Origin of the sequence: Mesorhizobium sp. M7A.F.Ca.MR.362.00.0.0 (genome assembly GCF_004023175.1) — a bacterium.
Taxonomy (GTDB): domain Bacteria; phylum Pseudomonadota; class Alphaproteobacteria; order Rhizobiales; family Rhizobiaceae; genus Mesorhizobium.
This window is the reverse complement of the sequence record NZ_RZTF01000015.1, coordinates 27,954-46,382: the sequence shown is the minus strand read 5'-3', so window position 1 is coordinate 46,382 and position 18,429 is coordinate 27,954. Positions and strand designations below refer to the sequence as shown.

Sequence of the window (18,429 nt, the reverse complement as noted above, 5' to 3'; positions counted from 1 at the left end):
TCCAGATGCCTGGTTCGGCCTTGGCCTTCACCAGCGCCTTCATCATGTTCGACATCAGGATTTCCCTATTCCGTGATTGCGCTTCTGGCGAGATAGCCTGCACAACGGGAAGGTAGGCCACTAACTCGTTTGAACGTCCGGAATGGTCAGCCCCGCCTGCTCAGCCTCGCGGCGCAAATTCTGACGGGGCCTGGGGCCGATCTGCTGGATCACCAATCCGGCCGCCAGTGAGCCAAGGTCGCCGCAAGTCTGCAGGTCGCGGCCTTGCGTGTAGCCATGCAGGAAGCCGGCGGCATAGAGATCGCCGGCGCCCGTCGTGTCGACCAGTTCCTTGATGGCGGTCGCCTTGATCACCACGGTCTCGTCGCCGCGCACGATCACCGAGCCTTTTTCCGAGCGGGTGACGGCGGCGATCCGGCAATCCTTGCGGATCTGGGCCAGCGCCTCGTCGAACGACGATGTCTGGTAGAGCGACTTGATCTCGTGGCTGTTGGCAAAGACGATGTCGACCGTGCCCGAACGCATCAGCTCAAGGAATTCGTCGCGGTAGCGGTCGACGCAGAACGAATCCGACAGTGTCATCGACACTTCTCGGCCTGCTGCGTGCGCCAGCTTCGCCGTCTGGCGGATTGCCTCCTTGGCGCGCGGCGGGTCCCAAAGATAGCCTTCGAAATAGGTGACCTTGGCGCCGGACGCCTTGTCGGCTTCGACATCCTCAGGGCCAAGCTCGACGCAGGCGCCGAGATAGGTGTTCATCGAGCGCTCGCCGTCGGGCGTGACGAAGATCATCGAGCGCGCCGTCGGCGGCTCACCCTTGAGCGGCGTGGTGCCGAAGGCGACGCCCTGCGCATGGATGTCGTGCGCGTAGATTTCGCCAAGCGCATCGTTGGAGACCTTGCCGAAGAAGGCGGCGCGGCCGCCAAAGCTGGCGACGCCGGCCGCCGTGTTGCCGGCGCTGCCGCCGGACGCCTCGATCGCCGGGCCCATGCGGCTGTAGAGCAGTTCGGCGCGCTGTGTGTCGATGAGGTTCATCGCGCCCTTGATGATGCCGTTGGTCTCGAGGAATTCCTCGTCGCACTGGGCGATGATGTCGACAATGGCATTGCCGATGCAAAGCACGTCATAATCCGGCATCAAAATCTCCGCCAAAACCCGAGCCGGCTTCTTGCCACGCCGGCCGGGCGTGGTCTCGCGAGTTGAAATGGGTTGCCGCATGCGCTTGATCCAGCCGCCCTCACGCAGCTGCCGGTCCGGCTTCACGCAGCAAATCGTCAGCTTTGTCCGTCTTCTCCCAAGTGAACTCAGGCTCTTCACGCCCGAAGTGTCCGTATGTCGCCGTCTTGCGGTATATCGGCCGTAAGAGATCAAGCATCTTGATGATGCCTTTCGGTCGGAGATTGAAAACCTCGAGAACAAGGCGCTCGATCCTTTTTTCCTCGATCCTTGCGGTTCCGAAGGTATTGACCATGACAGAAACCGGACTGGCCACGCCGATCGCGTAGGCAAGCTGAACCTCGCAGACCTCCGCAAGGCCGCTGGCAACGATGTTCTTCGCGACATACCGGGCGGCATAGGCCGCCGAGCGGTCAACCTTGGATGGGTCCTTGCCCGAAAAGGCACCGCCGCCGTGACGCCCGGTCCCACCGTAGGAATCGACGATGATCTTCCGTCCTGTGAGGCCGCAGTCGCCGGCAGGCCCACCGACCACGAACCGCCCTGTTGGGTTGACCAGAAATCTGATCCCCGAAGTATCCAGGTGGGCCGGCAGGACCGGTTTTATGATCTCCTCAATGACGCCTTCGCGGACCGTGGCTTGTGAGACCGCTTCGTCATGCTGCGTTGACAGGACTATGGTATCCAGCGCCACCGGGCGGAGCCCTTCGTAGCGTACCGACACTTGAGATTTCACGTCCGGACGCAGCCAGCCAAGCTGTCCCGCTTTCCGGACCTCGGCCTGTCTTTTCGTCAAATGGTGAGCGAGTTGGATCGGCAGGGGCATCAATGTATCCGTCTCGTTGCATGCGAATCCAAACATGATGCCCTGATCCCCTGCCCCTTGCCCGAGATCCTGCCCTCGTCCTTCATCAACGCCCTGGCTTATGTCGGGCGACTGCTCGGTGAGGGCCAGAACGACGGCGCAACGTCGACCATCAAAGCCAATCGCATCATCGTCGTAGCCAATATCGAGTATCGTATCGCGGGCGACTTGGCTGTAATCGATGTGGGCATGGCTGGTGATCTCGCCAGCCACAACGACCATCCCCGTCTTCACCAACACTTCACAGGCGACGCGCGCCTTCGGATCGGTGCGCAGGACCGCATCGAGAATGGCATCGGAGATGTTGTCTGCCATCTTATCGGGGTGTCCCGCGCCGACGGATTCGGAAGAGAACACGAACTGCCTGGTCATAAAAATGCCCTCGCTTCAAGTGCTGGAGTTAGTGAGGAGTTTCTGGATTGGGGTGGCTTATCGGTCGGGGATGCCGGGAACATCGAACGCAGTGCAGAAGTCGGCAACGTCTCTTCGTACGCTCGCATGAACTTCCTGGTCATCGGGCTGGCGGCAGACCGAGTCGATGAAAGCGGCGATCTGCACCATCTCCGTTTCGCGCATGCCCATGGACGTCACCGCTGGTGTCCCTAAGCGGATGCCGCTTGTCAGCGCCGGATGCCGCCGGTCGCCCGGGACCATATTGAAATTCGCAATGATGCCTGCACGCGATAAGCGCTCCGCATAGGCTTTGCCTGACAGCGACCGGTCCCGAAGATCAAGGATCAGCATGTGATTGTCAGTGCCCCCGGTGACGAGTTCATAACCTCGCTCCAGAAGTGCCTGGGCCAGAGCCTTGGCGTTGTGGACGATCTGCTGACCGTAGACACGAAAGGACGAGTTCGCTGCTTCCTGCAAAGCGACGGCAAGCGCGGCGATAGTATTCATATGCGGTCCGCCTTGCAGAAGAGGGAACACGGCGCGGTCTATACGTTTGGCCAGATTGTGTTTGCTCTTCGGATGATGGAGGGGCTGATAACGGTCTTCATTCCTTGATAAAATGAAGCCACCCCGGGGACCGCGGATCGACTTGTGAGAGGTGCTGGTGACCACATCGCAATGGGACACGGGGTTCGGATGCACTCCTGCGACAACCAGGCCGCAGATGTGGGCGATGTCAGCCACCAGATACGAGTTCACCTCCGAAGCAATTTCGGCCATTGCCGCGTAGTCAAAAATACGCGGATAAGCAGTTCCGCCGACCCAAATTAGCTTCGGGCGTTCCCGCTTGGCGGTCTCGCGCAAGTGGTCATAGTCAATTTGCTGTGTCTTTTCGTGCAGCCTGTACGGGACGCGCTGATAATCGCTGCCGGAAAAATTGACGGACCAACCGTGAGTCAGATGGCCGCCTTCGGGTAAAGGCAAGCCCATGACTTTGTCACGGGGGCTCAAAAGCGCGCGATAGACAGCCTGGTTGGCTGGCGAGCCTGAATAAGGCTGGACGTTGGCATGTTCACTGCCAAATAGCGCTTTCAGGCGCTCGATCGCGAGGGTCTCAAGCTCATCGACGATCTCGTTTCCGGCGTAGTAGCGCGCACCGGGGTATCCCTCGGCATACTTGTTGGTGAAAATCGACCCGGTCGCTTCCAACACCGCCGAGGAGGCAAAGTTCTCGGAGGCGATCAGTTTGAGAGTTGTCCGCTCCTGACGCTCCTGTCTTAGAAGCAGTTCGTGAACGCGGGAGTCGACGGCGGCTAAGTGAGGCCGCCCGTAAGTGTCGGGCTGCGCGATGGCGCCGCCGGCGGAGTTATCCATGGTAGTCGCGCTCCATTTGGACTGATCTATTTCACGATCAAGCAGGCGGTCCCTTCAACCGCGCGTCTTGTATTGCTTCCAGGCGTTGTAGGTCTCTTTTATGATGGCCATCATCGTGGGGCAGGAGATCGACCACCAATTGAGCCAGCTCGCCATCCTTGCCTCCTGCTTGCATATGGTACGAAGACTGCGGACGTTGTTCGTTGCAGCAAAGAAAGTTGGCTCTGACCAGCCGCCGAACGTGGCGTCGAACCTGCTCGCGAGGCAGACCGGTAATATCGGCCAGCTCGCCGACGGTTAGATCCGCATGCGCGCAAAGGCCCAGGATTCGAAGGCGATCAAGATGCGCTGCCGTCCTTAGGCGATTTACCAGTGTCAACATTGGTTAGCATCAACCCGGACGGGATGCAGCAAGCCGCTAGCCCTTCTATCCCCATCAATCCGCATGAGACCTCTCTCGTCATTTGCTGTAAATCCGCTGGTATGGATGCTAATGGAAGATAGATCACAGTCCTTTCTACGACTAAGACGCCAGATATTGGGGCTAATGTACCACCTGACAGGAGACTACACTCACGAACATTATGTGAATTTTTTTTAACGTTGCTGAGAATCAAGGGGGAGGTTTGGCGAATGTCTCGCCGTCGACTGTCGAATCCTGCCCGACGGGATTATAGGGTGCGTAGCCTGCTTGTCCTTTCCACATGACCAGCGACGATGGGGCGAAGGCGGCAGACATAGCTCTGGAGCATGCTGCGGTATCTTTGGCCTGAAGCCGAGGAAGGCGGACCGTGGCTTCCGCGCCGCTGCCGGGAGCCCGCGAACAGGCCAAGTGGATCAGCCGGGTGTTGCCGTCATAGAGCGTGAGACCCAAAGCTGGCCAGCCGCGCCCTGAGGCTGACGCACCGCTCAGCGTCCACCTTGCTCTCGAAGCCCATCGGCATAGCGCCGATAACGACTTGACCGCGTGCGTGTCGACGAGCGATCGGTGAGCGCAAGGATCGAGGGTGCAGTGCAGGATAATGCTGTTTTAAATCAGCGCTGTTTTCAGCCGACTGCCTTGAGCGTGGCACGAGGATATAGGCCCAAGGCAGGAGATCATCGTCTGCTGTTCGGGAGGCCGCCCTGGGCGCGCGACAGCCGTTCCTTCGGCTGCGCCGCTCCGCCACCATCCGCGCCGTGCCTTCCGGAGACCATTCCCGCTACCGGCCGGCGCCCGTGAAAACCTCGACCCGGCGCACCGGCTCGAGATGGCTGGGCTCAGCGTAACTCTGAAGTCGTCATATACCGAAGTCTTCACAGACTTCGGACATCCCCCTCACAGTCCGATCCAGATGGCGTCAGGAACACCGCTTGCGTTGATGCGGATGAACCCCTGCTTGTGCCACAATGACCCTTATGTCAGCGCGCGAGCCAAAGCTTCCGCGCAAGGCGACGGCTAGGATAAGGCAATGCCGACGAAGGGCACATTGCTTGCCACACTCTGGAATGATGGCATGCTCGGAAGGCCTAGGCTTTGCTCAGGGCCGCCTGCAAGGCGCGCTTTGAGGTTATTCACATAGCCTTCTGCGTAGTCCTGCGCCGTCGAGACCGAAAGATCAATGCCTGCCGCCAAGGCCTCTTCCATCAGGTGCTTTACGAGCCCATTTCGAATGGCCAGCTTGACCTCGGGGCCTGCGATAAGGCCGATCGCCTGCGCGGCCATATTGAGGCCAGCTTCCTCCAGCGCTCGCTTCATATCGCCTCCGTTAATGGCCGTACGCAGGAGATTGGCTGCTTGCGACTCAGCCTCGAGAACCATCGAGGCAAGATCGGCTACTTGTCCGAGGCCCGGAATGAAGCTGAGCAGTCCCACCGCCGTTGCCGCCAAGTCGAGCACTTTCGTCTCGATTTTGAGCACGGAGTCGACGACGTGCATGACGGCCCCGCCGTTCTTTTTGGCTGACTTAATGTCAGGCTGGTCCATCAGGCCCATCTTCATGTCCGCGACGGCATTCTGCTCTTCTGCGGTTTGGGCGCCGTGGGTGATTGGCTGCTGAACGTTGCGGTTCGCAGACGACATGTTTGTGCAAAAATGGGCAAAGTCTTTTTTGCTGATATTGCCGGAATCAACCGTATGCCCGCCGCCAAAGTCGAAGAATTTATGATGGGTCTTATAGCCCGTGATCGAATTGTTCAGGAGGCCAAACAAAAGAGGATCTGAAAGGAGCTGAGAGGCTGCTTCCCGCACTTTCGGATCAAGGCTCTTGTCGTCTTTCATTTTCGCCAGTTTGTCGCGAGTCAGAACACCGCTTCCAAAGAACGTGTCCTGATGGTCCTTGATCATCTCGACCGTATTCAGCTCAGTTTGCGTGAGGCTCATCGACGATGAGGCGACTTGCAGGAAATCCTCTTTGTGCATCTTCCCTTTCGAGCCACCGCACAACTGGTTCCAAGCATCGGGGTGATCGAGGAAATATTGCGCCGCCGCAATGACCTGGGGCGGAAATTTGCCGTTTTTCGATTCGCCGCCGACCATTTTCTTGAACTCATCCAGACTCAGGTCCTTGGACAGATTTTCGGAGTACCGGTAAAACTCCCGCAAGGCATCGCTCAAGGTCATGACCGAAGGCTGCAAACCTCCGCTGCCGTCGGATGGTATGTAGTTCTGCTCGTAGCTTCGCGCTTGGGCTTCCTGAAATGCAGCAACTTGTGGGTGGTGGTTTGAAAATCCGGCCAAGTCCTTGGCGTTGATCTTGCCTCCACAGCGGCCGTCGCCCTGCGAGCCAATCGCATAAAAAAGTCCCGAATCCTGCTGCAGTCCCTGGATCGCCGCTTTCAGATCCGGTGGCGTAGAGGGATCATTGGCTTTGTCGGTCAACGACTTCCAAGTAAGCGGGCATTGGTCCTTGTGACGGTTGAGTACCGCAACAATCTGCAACTCAGCCGTGGTCAGCGACCCACCGTTCCACGTGATTCCGGGGCTCGGCCTGGGAGCCGGCTCGATCTTCGGAGTGACGCCGAGCAGATGTTGGGCTTCAGTCGCCTTGGAGCGTTGCGATTGGTCCTCCTTGAGAGCCGCCCTCATATTTGGCGGCAGCAGATCCAGTGGGTGTTGCTCCAAGCCATTCAATGTCAAGACATCCGGTGCCAGATGGCCCAAAGGGTCCTGCCGCAATTTATCCATTGTCGAATCAAGATTCGACGCTGGCAGATCCCCTTGCGCGAAAGAGCCGGGCTTGTCTGCCAGCACACAAGTGGACAGCATCGCTTCGAAGCACGATGCACTTTGCTGATGCTGGGTCGCAAAATGGGAAACTTTCAGGCCCGGCCAACCCCTTGCGGACTGTAGCGAATTTGAGCGGTAGAAAGTTGAAAGATTACTGGCCGACATTATGCATCCTCAGACGTGACGTTGAAATCCCCACAAGAGACCCCGACAGAAGATCCCTTGCGTTTCACAAAATTCGACAATTCCAAGCGTCGGCAGGTCACGAATGCGCCTGCCCTGCCTTCAATTGCTGTGTTCCGGGCCGGCTCCAAGGTTCGGTCCAACACAATGGCCGGAGTCACCGCGAGAGCTGCCGGGACTCATCATGAGCGGATTAGCTTTCGAGAAACTGACGAGTTTGCGAAGAGTTCACAAAGGGGTAGCCGCAGTCATGTTCTTCAGAGCTGCGGGAAATCCTCAATGTTCATTTCTTGCCCAGCTCAGGCTTCCCGCCAACGCTATCCTGTTGTGGGATGTCAGAAGAATAAGAAGCATCCGGTCGTCCGTCGCGAACGACCGTAGTGGAGGAGCCGCGAAACAAGATCAGCACTGATTCCTTTGGCGTTGCCGCTATGTGAGTCTGCGCCTGCGCCTGCGCCACCAAGCCGTTAAAGGTCTGCTCCACGAGTGCGACGAAGCGCGGTGGACCGGAAACGAAGACGAGGCCATTGCCTGGCACGGGTTTGACCACATAGCGCTCGTCGGAGATATCAAGCTTGTCGAGAGCCCCCTTGAACGCATCGAAGCGAATCGACGTCATCAAAAGCATTCGAGTTTGCGATTCTTGTGCAGCAGACACATAGAGCACAAGGCCGTCATAGTACCATTGTAGACCGTAAAGGTTCGTCAAGCGGTCGAGGAACGCGCGCGGTGGCAAATCAGGCATACGTCCGCGAATTCGCCCCTTCACCGCAGGACTGATGTTGACCCTGATATTCAGGTTGTTGCCGAATTCCTGCAACGCTGCAGCGAGCTCCTGATCCAGAACCGTGTATCTATAGGGTGTCGCCGGAAGGGACAGCGGGACTGCATGCGCCGGGTGAATCCCGGTGGACAGAAAAAACCCGGCACAAAGAAGTCTCAAAACATGCAGGGTGACGGGTTGGATAAGCGTTCTCGGCATGTCGCACTGATAAACCAAACGCTGAAATCATCACAAGTGACTAAATTGCCGAAGAGATTTTAGATTGTCGAAATGACGCCGCCGTTAGTCAGCTTGTTGTCAGCTTGCCCCCCTAGGAGTGTTGCGCCGACACCGGGTGATGAATGGGCGGGGCTCGCCCGGTCAGAGAGAGCAACCGAGTCCTTACATGATGATGCCTGTCACGTCGATCTCTGCCACTCTAACGGCTGGCCTCCCCAGGGTCGGATCACCGTCGATTGTCGAGCAGGCCCAGTTTGAGCGCGCCTTAGGGCATGCAGCCGACTCGCTGAAAAACGATGCCGCCGCGGGGCCAGCGAGTGCGGCGCCAGTTGCTGCGGCGATGGATGTTCAGCGCGCGGCTGCGCCGACGAGCGGCATGGGCGATCGCGTGTTGCAGACGATTTCCTCCCTATATCCACACAACACTGTTTCCTTCCCCGCGCTCGACCATGACATAGCCCTTTCGAAGGGCGCTCTACCGGGACCGGCGCAGAAGCTTCCCGTTCCAGGTGAGGCGGGAACCGGAATCTCGGGCATTCCCCAACAAGGGCAAGACTTCGAAACGATGATGGCTGGTCTTCGGGATGTTTACAACGGCGTCACCCAGGTGGCGCTTATCTCCAAAGGCGTCAGCGGCGTCACATCATCCGTGAATAAACTTTTGAAGGAAGGCTGAACCGCGCGCATGATTGGCTTGGCCGAGGGCGAAATCATGCGTGGCCTGTCAGGGTGGCGGTCGGTTAGACTTGTCATGCTGCCAGTTCTCGTCGCCCTCACTGCTTGCAAAGCCGACCTCTACACGCAATTGCAAGAGCGTGAGGCAAATGAAATGCTCGCACTTCTTGAAGACAACGGGGTCGCCGCGATCCGGGTGGTCGCCAAGGATGGAACCAGCACGATCCAGGTTGACGAAAAGCTGCTCGCCTTCTCAATCAACCTTCTGAACGCCAAGGGGCTGCCGCGCCAATCCTTCAAGAACCTCGGTGAGATATTCCAAGGATCAGGCCTGATTGCCTCGCCGACCGAAGAGCGTGCCCGTTACGTGTATGCCCTGAGCGAAGAGTTGTCGCGGACGATCAGCGATATCGATGGCGTTTTTTCTGTACGTGTTCACGTCGTGCTGCCGCATAACGACCTTGTGCGAGCCGGTGCCACGCCATCCTCGGCCTCGGTGTTTATCAGGCACGACGCAAAAACAAATGTCGCGGCTCTGCTGCCAAAGATAAAGATGCTTGTAGCCGACAGCATCGAAGGCCTGTCCTACGATAAGGTGGAAGTGGTTTTGGTGCCGGTAGAACGTTCCGCACACGAGCAACGGCCCGATCCGACTGCTGTTTTGCCACAAGCATCACTACCTCTTCCTGCGCCACTTCTGGCGACCGTAACAGGTTTTGCCGCAGCCGTATTCGCCGTGGCCTGTTATCTCTTGATCGGCGTTGTTACGCGTCGGCGCAAGCAATCAACCGGCGTTTCCAAGGTCGAGGGGCGCCGGGATGCTTCTGCTGTCGAGGCCATTCGCAAAAGAATGCCTGCAATTGGACGTGGGTGACATCTCATTGCCAATGCCTATACAGACCGCCCGACCTGATGGTCCGCACTTTCCGGGCGCGAGCGAGCTTGCGGCTTCGGCCCATCCAACCCGTCTTGCGGCGCGTCTTGATCCAGCGTTATCGGCCGAAACGTTAGTGAAGTTGCAGAAGTGTTCCAGACTGCATCCAAGGCTGGCAGAATTGCTGGGCAACGATGACGTGGATCTGAACCACATCGGCTGCAGGCCGGACCTTCTACGCGGGCATGATCCATATCGAGCGACCCTTCTTGCTGGTAGTATCTGGCATGCCCGTTCGCTGGTCGCGTTTGTCTCTCAGCCTGAGCTTGCCATCCTTGTTAAACGCATCGGCGTGGATGCACACGCATTCGGAATCCGACACCTGCTGCATGCTGTTGACAAAAGACTGATCTCGGACCCAGAAAAACTCGCTCAGCAAATCGAATACGATGGACACGCATGTCTTGGAGCTTGGCTCCAGGACAGTTCAGCGACCGAGCGTAACCGCGTGCTTCTTCGATTGCCCGAGGGGACTGCCGCGGAGACTCCAGCACATGAGCATTGGACCGCCGCCGGCCAATTGCTTTCACTTGTAGTAGCTCATTTTGAGACAGAGACCCCGGTGAAATGACAGTCGAACTTTCCGAGGGGCCAATAGCGCCGCAGATGCGTCCAGTCGGACCACTGATACCCGCGAGCGAGCTCGAAACCTGGCACAGCGCCGCGCAAGCCCTTGCCGCGGCAGAACGGCATCGGCAGCGCGTTCGAAACTGGGCACGCGCGGTTTACCAGCGGGCGTGGGCGCGCGGCCACATGGAGGGCTCGAATGCAGGCACCGAGGAGATGGCAGGGTTGATTGCGGAGACAATCTCCGAAATCGCGCGACGAAAGGCGGCTCTGGAGCAGGAATTGCCGCAGCTCGTGATGGAAATATTGAGCGATCTTATCGGCGCTTTCGATCCGGGCGAGCTATTGGTGAGGGCTGTTCGTCACGCCATAGAGTGTCAATACAGCGGCGCCGACGTTTGCCTTCATGTTTCTCCCATGCAAGTCGACATGCTTGCACGAGAGTTTGCTCGATGCGACGGCCAGGATGGTCGACCAAGGGTGCGGATCGAGCCCGACCCGACATTGTCGCCGCAACGCTGCGTGCTGTGGAGCGAGTACGGCAATGTTGACCTTGGACTTGACGCCCAGATGCGCGCGCTGCGCCTTGGTTTCGGGACGCTCTGTGAGAAAGGCGAGCTATGAGAAAGCCCGTCCCAGAACATAACGCTGACGCCCACACTCGAGCTCTCGTTCCAGCAATCTCGTCTTTGAGGGCTGCGGCCAAGCGAATTGACACGCGTGCGGTGCGCGGTCGGATCACGCGGGCTATCGGCACACTGGTTCATGCCGTCTTGCCAGACACTCGTATTGGGGAACTTTGCCTCCTAGAGGACCCGCGAACCGGGCTGTCGCTCGAGGCCGAGGTGATCGGCCTGTCGGGTGATGGTGTATTGCTGACACCGATCGGGGACTTGGTGGGCCTATCCAGCCGCGCAGAGGTCGTGGCCACTGGCCGAATGCGTGAGGTGCCCGTCGGCGGCGATTTGCTCGGTCGCGTGATCGACAGTCGTTGCCGCCCATTGGACGGCAAAGGCGAAATCAAGACCGTCGAAACTCGGCCCCTGCATGGCAGAGCCCCCAATCCGATGACGAGGCGCATGATTGAGCGGCCATTCCCGCTTGGGGTCCGTGTCCTCGATGGTCTGCTGACGTGCGGCGAGGGCCAGCGGATCGGGATTTATGGCGAGCCAGGTGGTGGCAAGTCGACGCTGTTGTCACAGATCGTAAAGGGTGCCGCCGCTGACGTCGTCATAGTGGCGCTCATAGGCGAACGTGGACGGGAAGTTCGTGAATTCATCGAAAGGAATCTTGGTGAAGAGGGCCTTCTCCGTACGGTCGTCGTGGTTGAAACATCCGACCGCTCGGCGGTAGAGCGTGCGCAATGCGCTCCAATGGCGACTGCGCTCGCGGAATATTTCCGCGATCAAGGCCTACGCGTTGCTCTCATGCTGGATTCGCTGACGCGCTTCTGCCGCGCTATGCGCGAAATAGGCCTTGCTGCGGGTGAGCCGCCGACGCGACGGGGCTTTCCTCCTTCCGTTTTTGGCATGCTGCCAGGCCTGCTCGAGCGCGCCGGCATGGGTGAGCGGGGCTCAATCACGGCCTTCTATACGGTGCTTGTAGAGGGTGATGGCACGGGTGATCCAATCGCCGAGGAATCGCGTGGTATTCTCGATGGCCATGTCATCCTCTCACGCGCTATTGCGGCGCGATCGCATTTCCCCGCTATTGATGTGCTGCAGAGTCGCAGCCGCGTCATGGATGCAGTCGTTTCGGGGACACATCGCAAGGCAGCATCCATTTTCCGCGAGCTCCTGTCGCGCTATGCCGAGACCGAGTTCTTGATCAATGTTGGCGAATACAAGCCAGGTGGAGATCCCCTGACTGACCGGGCTGTCGCGTCAATCGACGAACTGAGGGAGTTTCTGCGCCAGAGCGAAGATGACGCGTCAGATTTCGAGGAGACGGTCGCATGGATGTCGCGTCTGACCGCGTAAACTGGATTCAGTCTTCGAGTATACGGCTTCTGAAGGAAATGCAAGAGCGTCGTGCCCTTGGCGAGCTGTCCAAGAAGGAAGCCCAGCGCGATGTGGCCGCCTCAGCCGTACAAAATGCCTCTAGGGAGCTTGCAATGATACAGCAACATTGTTCAAGAAAAGAAGCAGCGCTCTATCAGCATCTGATGTCACTCGACAACTTGTCTAGCGCAGCGCTCGACCGTCACCGCCTTCACACTGAACAACTTGCCGCTGAGATCAATTCCAGACGGCAGATGCTTGATGATACCCAAATCGCTCAAGAGGAGGCTGAGATGGCGGCGTCCAGGACGAGGGAGCTATGGGTCATATGTTCGGCGGCAAGGGACAAATGGCAACAAATCGAGGACGACGTGCGGCGCGCCGTCGAGACTCATTCGGAGGCCGCAGCCGAGATCGAGGCCGACGATGAGATACTGCTGAAATATGCGAGGGGGTCGCTTGCCTAAATGCCGCGCAACCGGATCCGACGGTCGCAAGAGGTCGTCCGAATGACACGACCGTGCAGTCTTTGATAGGCGCTGCGGTCACACCCGCCATGTTCGAACCAGTTCTGAAACTGTCCCACACGGTTGTCTCGTGGCTCAATGATACAGCAGCGCCGCGCACGCCGTTTCAAAGCCGGATCAACGAGGTGCCGCTATCGGTGCGAACGGCAGGGCTTGTCTGGCAGCAGGAACCTGCTGCCATTCCGATGCTTGACTGCGTCTGGAGAGTGGGAGCCGAAACGGTCATCTTGTCACTGTCGCGCCCGCTCGTAGAGGAGTTCATCACGACAGTGCAGAACGGCTTGGCCTTCCCTTCCGAGCCAACTGCTTCGCTAATTCTCGAACTCGCTCTGGAGCCGCTTGTCACTCGACTGGAGGAGACGACGCGTCTGAACGTGCAACTCGTGCGGGTATGCGAAGCCACGATGCTGGCTCCTCATCTTGAACTCGACATCATTTTCGGCGCGGTCAAGGGCAAGGGCCGTCTATTCCTGTTCACGCCACTTGACGGCTTAGTACCGCCTGCGTTTCGCGCGCTAGGCGAACTGCTTGCCCAGTTGCCGCGGCAGCTGGGCGGGCTGCCTCCAGAGCTCCCGCTCATTGTTGCAGGAGAGGTCGGCACGCTTCGCCTTCCTGCGGCGCTTCTTCGAAGCGCATGTGTCGGTGATGCATTGTTGCCCGATATTGCGCCGTTCGGCCGCGGCCAGATCACCCTAGCTGTCGGCCAGTTGTGCGCCGAGGCGGATCTTGACGGCGATGAATTAATCTTGCGGGGGCCTTTCCGCCCGCGACCGTGTCCTTTGGAGAGTGCGCATATGACACAACCCGGATCGCAACTGGAGCTTACTAAGGATCTCGACGATGTCGAGATCGTGCTTGTCTTTGAATGCGGCCGCTGGCCTATTTCTCTTGGGGAATTAAGAAGTGCCGGCGAAGGGCATATTTTTGAACTTGGATGGCCGATCGACGGCCCGGTCGACATAGTGGCCAATGGTCAGCGTATCGGGCGTGGCGACATTGTCCGCATCGGAGAAGAGCTGGGCATCAGGCTCCGTGGCGGGTTTGCATGCAATGAGTGAAGCTCAGCCGACAATCCTGGCGCTTCTTGCGGTTACCGCCGGACTCGGTCTGCTGGTTTTAGCAGTTGCCACGACAACGGCCTTTGTAAAGGTATCAATTGTTCTTTTCCTCGTCCGCAATGCGCTCGGGACCCAGACCATACCACCCAATGTGGTGCTGTACGCCGCGGCGATGATCCTCACTATGTTCGTTAGTGCGCCCGTTGCTGAGCAGACCTATGACCGCATGTCGGATCCCAAGCTCCACTATCAGACATTCGACGACTGGGTAAGCGCCGCTAAAGCCGGAAGTGAGCCCTTGCGCGAGCATCTCAAGAAATTCACAAATGAAGAGCAGCGGCGATTTTTCCTATCTTCGACAGAAAAGGTCTGGCCAGAGGAAATGCACGCTGCAGCCACGCCTGATGACTTTGCAATACTTGTACCATCTTTCTTGCTATCAGAATTGAAGCGCGGATTTGAGATAGGATTTCTACTTTATCTGCCTTTTATTGTTATAGATCTGATAGTGACAACTATCTTGATGGCAATGGGTATGTCGATGGTCTCACCAACTGTTATATCTGTCCCGTTCAAGATCTTCTTGTTTGTTGCCATTGATGGTTGGTCAAAATTGATGCATGGGCTTGTGCTGAGTTATACGTTACCGGGAGGCTGATCATCACTGAATCCAGCATCATTACTCTTATGAGCCAATCACTGGTGGTTTTCATGATCTGGATTCTACCGCCGCTCATTGCATCAGTGGTTGTCGGCCTCGTCATCGGCATCCTCCAGGCGGCGACGCAGATCCAGGATGAAAGCTTGCCGCTCACCGTGAAGCTTCTGGTCGTTGTCGCGGTGATTGGGCTGTTTGCTCCTGTGCTAAGCGCCCCGCTCATAGAGCTAGCCGATCAGATCTTCACCGAGTTTCCCGCAATGACACTTAGCTACTAGTCCGCCCCATGGACGCGCCATCGGCCGATATTCAAATTCTGATCCAGACGGCTTTCGAACTCGTCGTTGCGGCAGGTCTTGGGGCAGCCCGCGCGATGGGCATCATGCTGATCTTTCCCGTATTCACACGCTCGCAGATCAGTGGGCTGATCCGGGGCTGTTTGGCTGTTGGCTTCGCACTACCATGCCTGGCACACGTCAGCGGCGGATTGCCGGCGCTGGATCCTGATACGCGCCTGATCCAGCTAACCCTGCTCGGATTCAAGGAAGTTTTTGTCGGTGTACTCCTTGGCACTTTTCTTGGCATTCCGCTTTGGGGCCTTCAGGCTGCCGGGGAGCTTATCGACAACCAACGCGGCATCAGCAGCCCGACCGCTTCGGCCGATCCCGCGACGAACAGTCAGGCTTCCGCGATGGGCGTTTTTCTGGGGATCACTGCGATTGCCATATTCGTCGGATCAGGAGGCCTGGAAACTTTGATCAGTGTCCTGTACCGCAGCTACTTGATCTGGCCGGTGTATCAGTTTCACCCGACACTGAGCGGGCCAGGAGCAATGGAGTTGTTGGGGCTTCTCGACAGCATAATGCGCACGGCATTATTGGTTTCGGGGCCTGTCGTGTTCTTCCTGATACTGATTGATATATCGATGATGCTGCTGCGTCGCTTTGCCCCGCAATTTAAGGCGAGCCAACTGTCTCCGGCAATCAAGAACATTGTCTTTCCAGTTCTCATGGTCACCTACGCTGCCTATCTGGTGGAGAGCATGAAACTGGAGGTCACACGTGCCAACGGCGTGCTGGAGTGGTTCGACAAATTGCTGCCATGAGCGACACAAGTGAAGAGAAGACACACGCCGCCAGCCCGAAGAAGTTAAGTGAAGCGCGCAAAAAAGGACAGCTGCCACGTAGCTCCGATTTCGTCCGCGCGGTCGGGACTTGCGCTGGGCTCGGCTACCTTTGGCTAAGAGGCAGCGTGATCGAGGACAAATGCCGGGAAGCGCTCCTATTAGCCACCAAGTTGCAGAGCCTACCTTTCGATACCGCGGTGCCGCAGGCATTGGTTGTGCTCGTCCAACTCACAGTCGCGGCTGTTGGCCCGCTGCTTGGAACCCTTGTCGCCGCGGTGATTTTGGCCAGCCTGCTAGCCAATGGTGGATTTGTCTTCTCTCTGGAGCCGATGAAGCTCAGCTTTAAGAAAATTGACCCCTTTGAAGGGCTGAAGCGCTTGGGGTCTGCTCGTTCCATGGTCGAAGTCTGCAAGACCATGTTCAAGGTATTGGTTCTCAGCGCAACCTTTTCCATTGTCCTTCTCGGGATGTGGAAGACAATGGTCCCTCTGCCGATCTGCGGCATGGGCTGTGTTGGCCTCATCTTTATGGAGACAAAATTGCTGATGGGAATTGGCGCCGGCGCACTGCTGGTCGGCGGACTGATCGATCTTCTGCTCCAGCGCGCGTTGTATCTGCGCGAAATGCGCATGACCAATACCGAAGTGACGCGCGAGTCGAAGGATCAGCAAGGAGCGCCAGAGTTGAAAGGTGAACAGCGTCGCATCCGCGAGGAGGCGGCCGACGAGCCTGCGCTTGGCGTGCATCGCGCCACGCTGGTCTTAACAGGAAGGGCGGTCCTGATCGGTCTGCGTTACGTTCGCGGTGAAACCGGGGTGCCGTTCTTAGTTTGCCGTGCCGAAGGTGAGCGCGTTTCACATGTGTTGAGCGAGGCGCGGGCACTACGCCTGACGATCGTCCATGACCATGTCTTAGCGCGTCAGCTGATAGGCACTACAAAACTCGGCCACGCGGTTCCTATGCAATATTTCCAGCCTGTCGCGAAAGCATTCTTTGCCGCAGGCTTGGCCTAGTCATGGAAGTCCACGACTGCCCAGTTCAAAACTGACCTGGCTCCATGCTAGTGGCAAATGTCGGCTGGCCATCCGTGCCCCAGTGTCTCTGTCAGGCCAACCGCGCAACCGCGGGCCTGGGGCAATCACTCCCCTCGGATCTGCCACCCAGCAACTACGGCAAGTCCTCCGGGCATGACCTTGCAGCCTCTGCTGGCCGGTGCGTGGCGCAGTCCGAGGTTTTGAGGCCGGCAGTGCGGATTTGATTGGTGCAGCCGTTGGAATGCCCTCGTCAGCTAGTCGTCAACTAAGCGCCCTATGTTGAACAGCCGTGCTAACTTGAGCTCGGTTGCGAAACATAGGAGTACGAATCGTCATGTATGGTCGAATTGGTGGCTCATCCGATAGTTACCGCGCGCATAATGCCGGCGAGCAATCGGATGCAGGAAGCGAAGGGTTCGCGGACACATTTGCCCGAATGCACTTATCCGGATCGGAAGGTAGCGGCGCCTCATCATCGGCGGCTCCCCAAGCATACTCCCTCAATTCCCGACCTCCTGTGGTGGAGATCAACAGGACTTCCTTCAGGAGACAGGTGAGGCAATTTCATGGTGATGAAATCACGCACATCGCCGACAATCCTCAAGAGTATTCGGAGTTCGTATCGTCACGAGCCAGGCGCACCGCGGACGTTGCTCAGCAATATGGCATCCGTCGAGATACGGAGCACGCGCGATATTTCAGTTACCAATTGGGAGACCGGAGTGCCGGACTGCTGAGAATGGAAGGCGGATTCAGCATGAACGAGTTCGAATCGGAAAGTTGGCGGGAACAATTTCCTGGTCGAACTGAGGTCACTTCCATAGTGGATCTTCAAGTCGCCCATCCGCTCGTCGAAAATGCGGGCGATATTCTGCTGGAGCATCAACTTCGGATAGACGGCGACCGACCGTTGCTGAATTGGCGTGCGGCTAATCCGGAAGCACAAGCGCGCGCGCAGACGATGGGGTTTGTTGAAGTGGATCATGGCGACCTGGTGCTTGACCCTACGCAGCATCCCGACAAATGGACGAAGAACAGTGCCGGTGAGTGGCAGCGTGCAGGCAAACCTCCACTCTATCTCCACAAAACCGAGGATAGCGACAGCAGCGATAGCGGGTCCGACGACGATTTCATGTGATTTGTCGACCCGCCGCCGAGCCTTGCAACTGGTGACGGTTGCAAGGCTGTTGGCAGTGAATGCTAATTGTCCGGCGACAGCCCCGCCTTAGCGCCAGCGCCGCCGAGCAATCCAGCCCATCTCCCAGACAATAAACTGCGGATGCGCATCGTGGGTGCTTGCGAGCGGATTGTATTCGGGCCGGAACTCCGCCTCTTGGAACCGAGCTCTCCCGAATCCAATTTTCTCCACCACACCGTTGGGTCGTTGCGATGCGCCGATCCCGATCGGATCGGCTATGCCTGCTCCGCGCTCGCAGGAAGACCTTCCGCCTCGATCTTGGCGGCGCGATCTCGGCGATAAGTTGGATGGGAGGCAAGATACGCCGCCACGTCAACAGCCGGTAACGCGACATCGCAAATCGGCCCTGACGGTAGCCGATCGACTCCAATCGCCGGACCGCAACTCGCGCAGCGGCATTCGCGGTTTGGCCAGGAGAAATGCTCGCTGACTCACAGCGTGGCCGGCCGCATT

The 18,429-nt window shown here is 58.0% G+C and carries 18 protein-coding genes; 12 read left to right on the top strand and 6 right to left on the bottom strand.

Annotation, left to right across the window (positions count from 1 at the left end; all coding sequences use genetic code 11):
- Positions 1–120: 120 nt before the first annotated feature.
- The 6 genes from EOC06_RS04155 to EOC06_RS04130 all read right to left on the bottom strand — a co-directional run bounded on the left by EOC06_RS04155 (position 121) and on the right by EOC06_RS04130 (position 8,178).
- The gene (locus EOC06_RS04155; RefSeq protein ID WP_128307157.1) at positions 121–1,134 is read right to left on the bottom strand and encodes an adenosine kinase; all 1,014 of its coding nucleotides are present in this window, start codon (positions 1,132–1,134) and stop codon (positions 121–123) included.
- 100 nt (positions 1,135–1,234) lie between these two features.
- Entirely contained in the window at positions 1,235–2,410 is a 1,176-nt protein-coding gene (metK, locus tag EOC06_RS04150) for a methionine adenosyltransferase (protein WP_063169265.1), read from the bottom strand.
- A 57-nt stretch (positions 2,411–2,467) separates the two neighbouring features.
- Positions 2,468–3,805: a serine hydroxymethyltransferase gene (gene glyA, locus EOC06_RS04145; RefSeq protein ID WP_063169266.1), complete on the bottom strand. Its 1,338-nt coding sequence runs from the start codon at positions 3,803–3,805 to the stop codon at positions 2,468–2,470.
- Positions 3,806–3,842: 37 nt separating this feature from the next.
- Positions 3,843–4,187, bottom strand: coding sequence for a helix-turn-helix domain-containing protein (locus tag EOC06_RS04140; RefSeq protein ID WP_082826567.1), 345 nt, complete (start codon positions 4,185–4,187; stop codon positions 3,843–3,845).
- Between the two features lie 1,056 nt (positions 4,188–5,243).
- Entirely contained in the window at positions 5,244–7,178 is a 1,935-nt protein-coding gene (locus tag EOC06_RS04135; protein WP_024505366.1) for an HrpF/NolX family T3SS translocon protein, read from the bottom strand.
- 301 nt (positions 7,179–7,479) lie between these two features.
- Positions 7,480–8,178 (bottom strand): secretin N-terminal domain-containing protein, encoded by a 699-nt coding sequence (locus EOC06_RS04130; RefSeq protein WP_024505367.1) that lies wholly within the window; start codon positions 8,176–8,178, stop codon positions 7,480–7,482.
- Between the two features lie 187 nt (positions 8,179–8,365).
- On the opposite strand from EOC06_RS04130, the gene EOC06_RS04125 reads away from it, so the two are divergent.
- The 12 genes from EOC06_RS04125 to EOC06_RS04070 all read left to right on the top strand — a co-directional run bounded on the left by EOC06_RS04125 (position 8,366) and on the right by EOC06_RS04070 (position 17,916).
- A complete protein-coding gene (locus tag EOC06_RS04125; protein ID WP_024505368.1) occupies positions 8,366–8,875 on the top strand; it encodes a nodulation protein NolB in 510 nt (169 codons plus the stop codon).
- Between the two features lie 36 nt (positions 8,876–8,911).
- Positions 8,912–9,748 (top strand): type III secretion system inner membrane ring lipoprotein SctJ, encoded by an 837-nt coding sequence (gene sctJ / locus EOC06_RS04120; protein WP_272483026.1) that lies wholly within the window; start codon positions 8,912–8,914, stop codon positions 9,746–9,748.
- Positions 9,741–10,379: a nodulation protein NolU gene (locus EOC06_RS04115; protein WP_306462320.1), complete on the top strand. Its 639-nt coding sequence runs from the start codon at positions 9,741–9,743 to the stop codon at positions 10,377–10,379. The genes sctJ and EOC06_RS04115 overlap by 8 nt, the downstream gene beginning before the upstream one ends.
- Positions 10,376–10,999 carry a type III secretion system stator protein SctL gene (gene sctL, locus EOC06_RS04110; RefSeq protein ID WP_024505371.1) on the top strand — a complete coding sequence of 208 codons (624 nt, stop codon included), beginning with the start codon at positions 10,376–10,378 and terminating at the stop codon, positions 10,997–10,999. The genes EOC06_RS04115 and sctL overlap by 4 nt, the downstream gene beginning before the upstream one ends.
- Positions 10,996–12,354 carry a type III secretion system ATPase SctN gene (gene sctN, locus EOC06_RS04105; RefSeq protein ID WP_063169268.1) on the top strand — a complete coding sequence of 453 codons (1,359 nt, stop codon included), beginning with the start codon at positions 10,996–10,998 and terminating at the stop codon, positions 12,352–12,354. The genes sctL and sctN overlap by 4 nt, the downstream gene beginning before the upstream one ends.
- Positions 12,330–12,842: a hypothetical protein gene (locus EOC06_RS04100; RefSeq protein WP_063169269.1), complete on the top strand. Its 513-nt coding sequence runs from the start codon at positions 12,330–12,332 to the stop codon at positions 12,840–12,842. Before sctN ends, EOC06_RS04100 begins: the two co-directional genes overlap by 25 nt.
- An 89-nt stretch (positions 12,843–12,931) precedes the next feature.
- Complete coding sequence (gene sctQ, locus EOC06_RS04095) at positions 12,932–13,960, top strand: type III secretion system cytoplasmic ring protein SctQ (RefSeq protein ID WP_095769044.1); 1,029 nt, start codon at positions 12,932–12,934, stop codon at positions 13,958–13,960.
- Complete coding sequence (gene sctR / locus EOC06_RS04090) at positions 13,953–14,618, top strand: type III secretion system export apparatus subunit SctR (protein ID WP_029354851.1); 666 nt, start codon at positions 13,953–13,955, stop codon at positions 14,616–14,618. The genes sctQ and sctR overlap by 8 nt, the downstream gene beginning before the upstream one ends.
- 2 nt (positions 14,619–14,620) lie before the next feature.
- Complete coding sequence (locus EOC06_RS04085) at positions 14,621–14,896, top strand: EscS/YscS/HrcS family type III secretion system export apparatus protein (RefSeq protein WP_024505375.1); 276 nt, start codon at positions 14,621–14,623, stop codon at positions 14,894–14,896.
- An 8-nt stretch (positions 14,897–14,904) separates the two neighbouring features.
- A complete protein-coding gene (gene sctT / locus EOC06_RS04080; protein WP_063169270.1) occupies positions 14,905–15,723 on the top strand; it encodes a type III secretion system export apparatus subunit SctT in 819 nt (272 codons plus the stop codon).
- A complete protein-coding gene (locus EOC06_RS04075; protein ID WP_024505377.1) occupies positions 15,720–16,757 on the top strand; it encodes an EscU/YscU/HrcU family type III secretion system export apparatus switch protein in 1,038 nt (345 codons plus the stop codon). The genes sctT and EOC06_RS04075 overlap by 4 nt, the downstream gene beginning before the upstream one ends.
- 355 nt (positions 16,758–17,112) lie before the next feature.
- Positions 17,113–17,916, top strand: a complete 804-nt coding sequence (locus EOC06_RS04070) for a hypothetical protein (RefSeq protein WP_024505378.1) — start codon at positions 17,113–17,115, stop codon at positions 17,914–17,916.
- Positions 17,917–18,429: the final 513 nt, after the last annotated feature.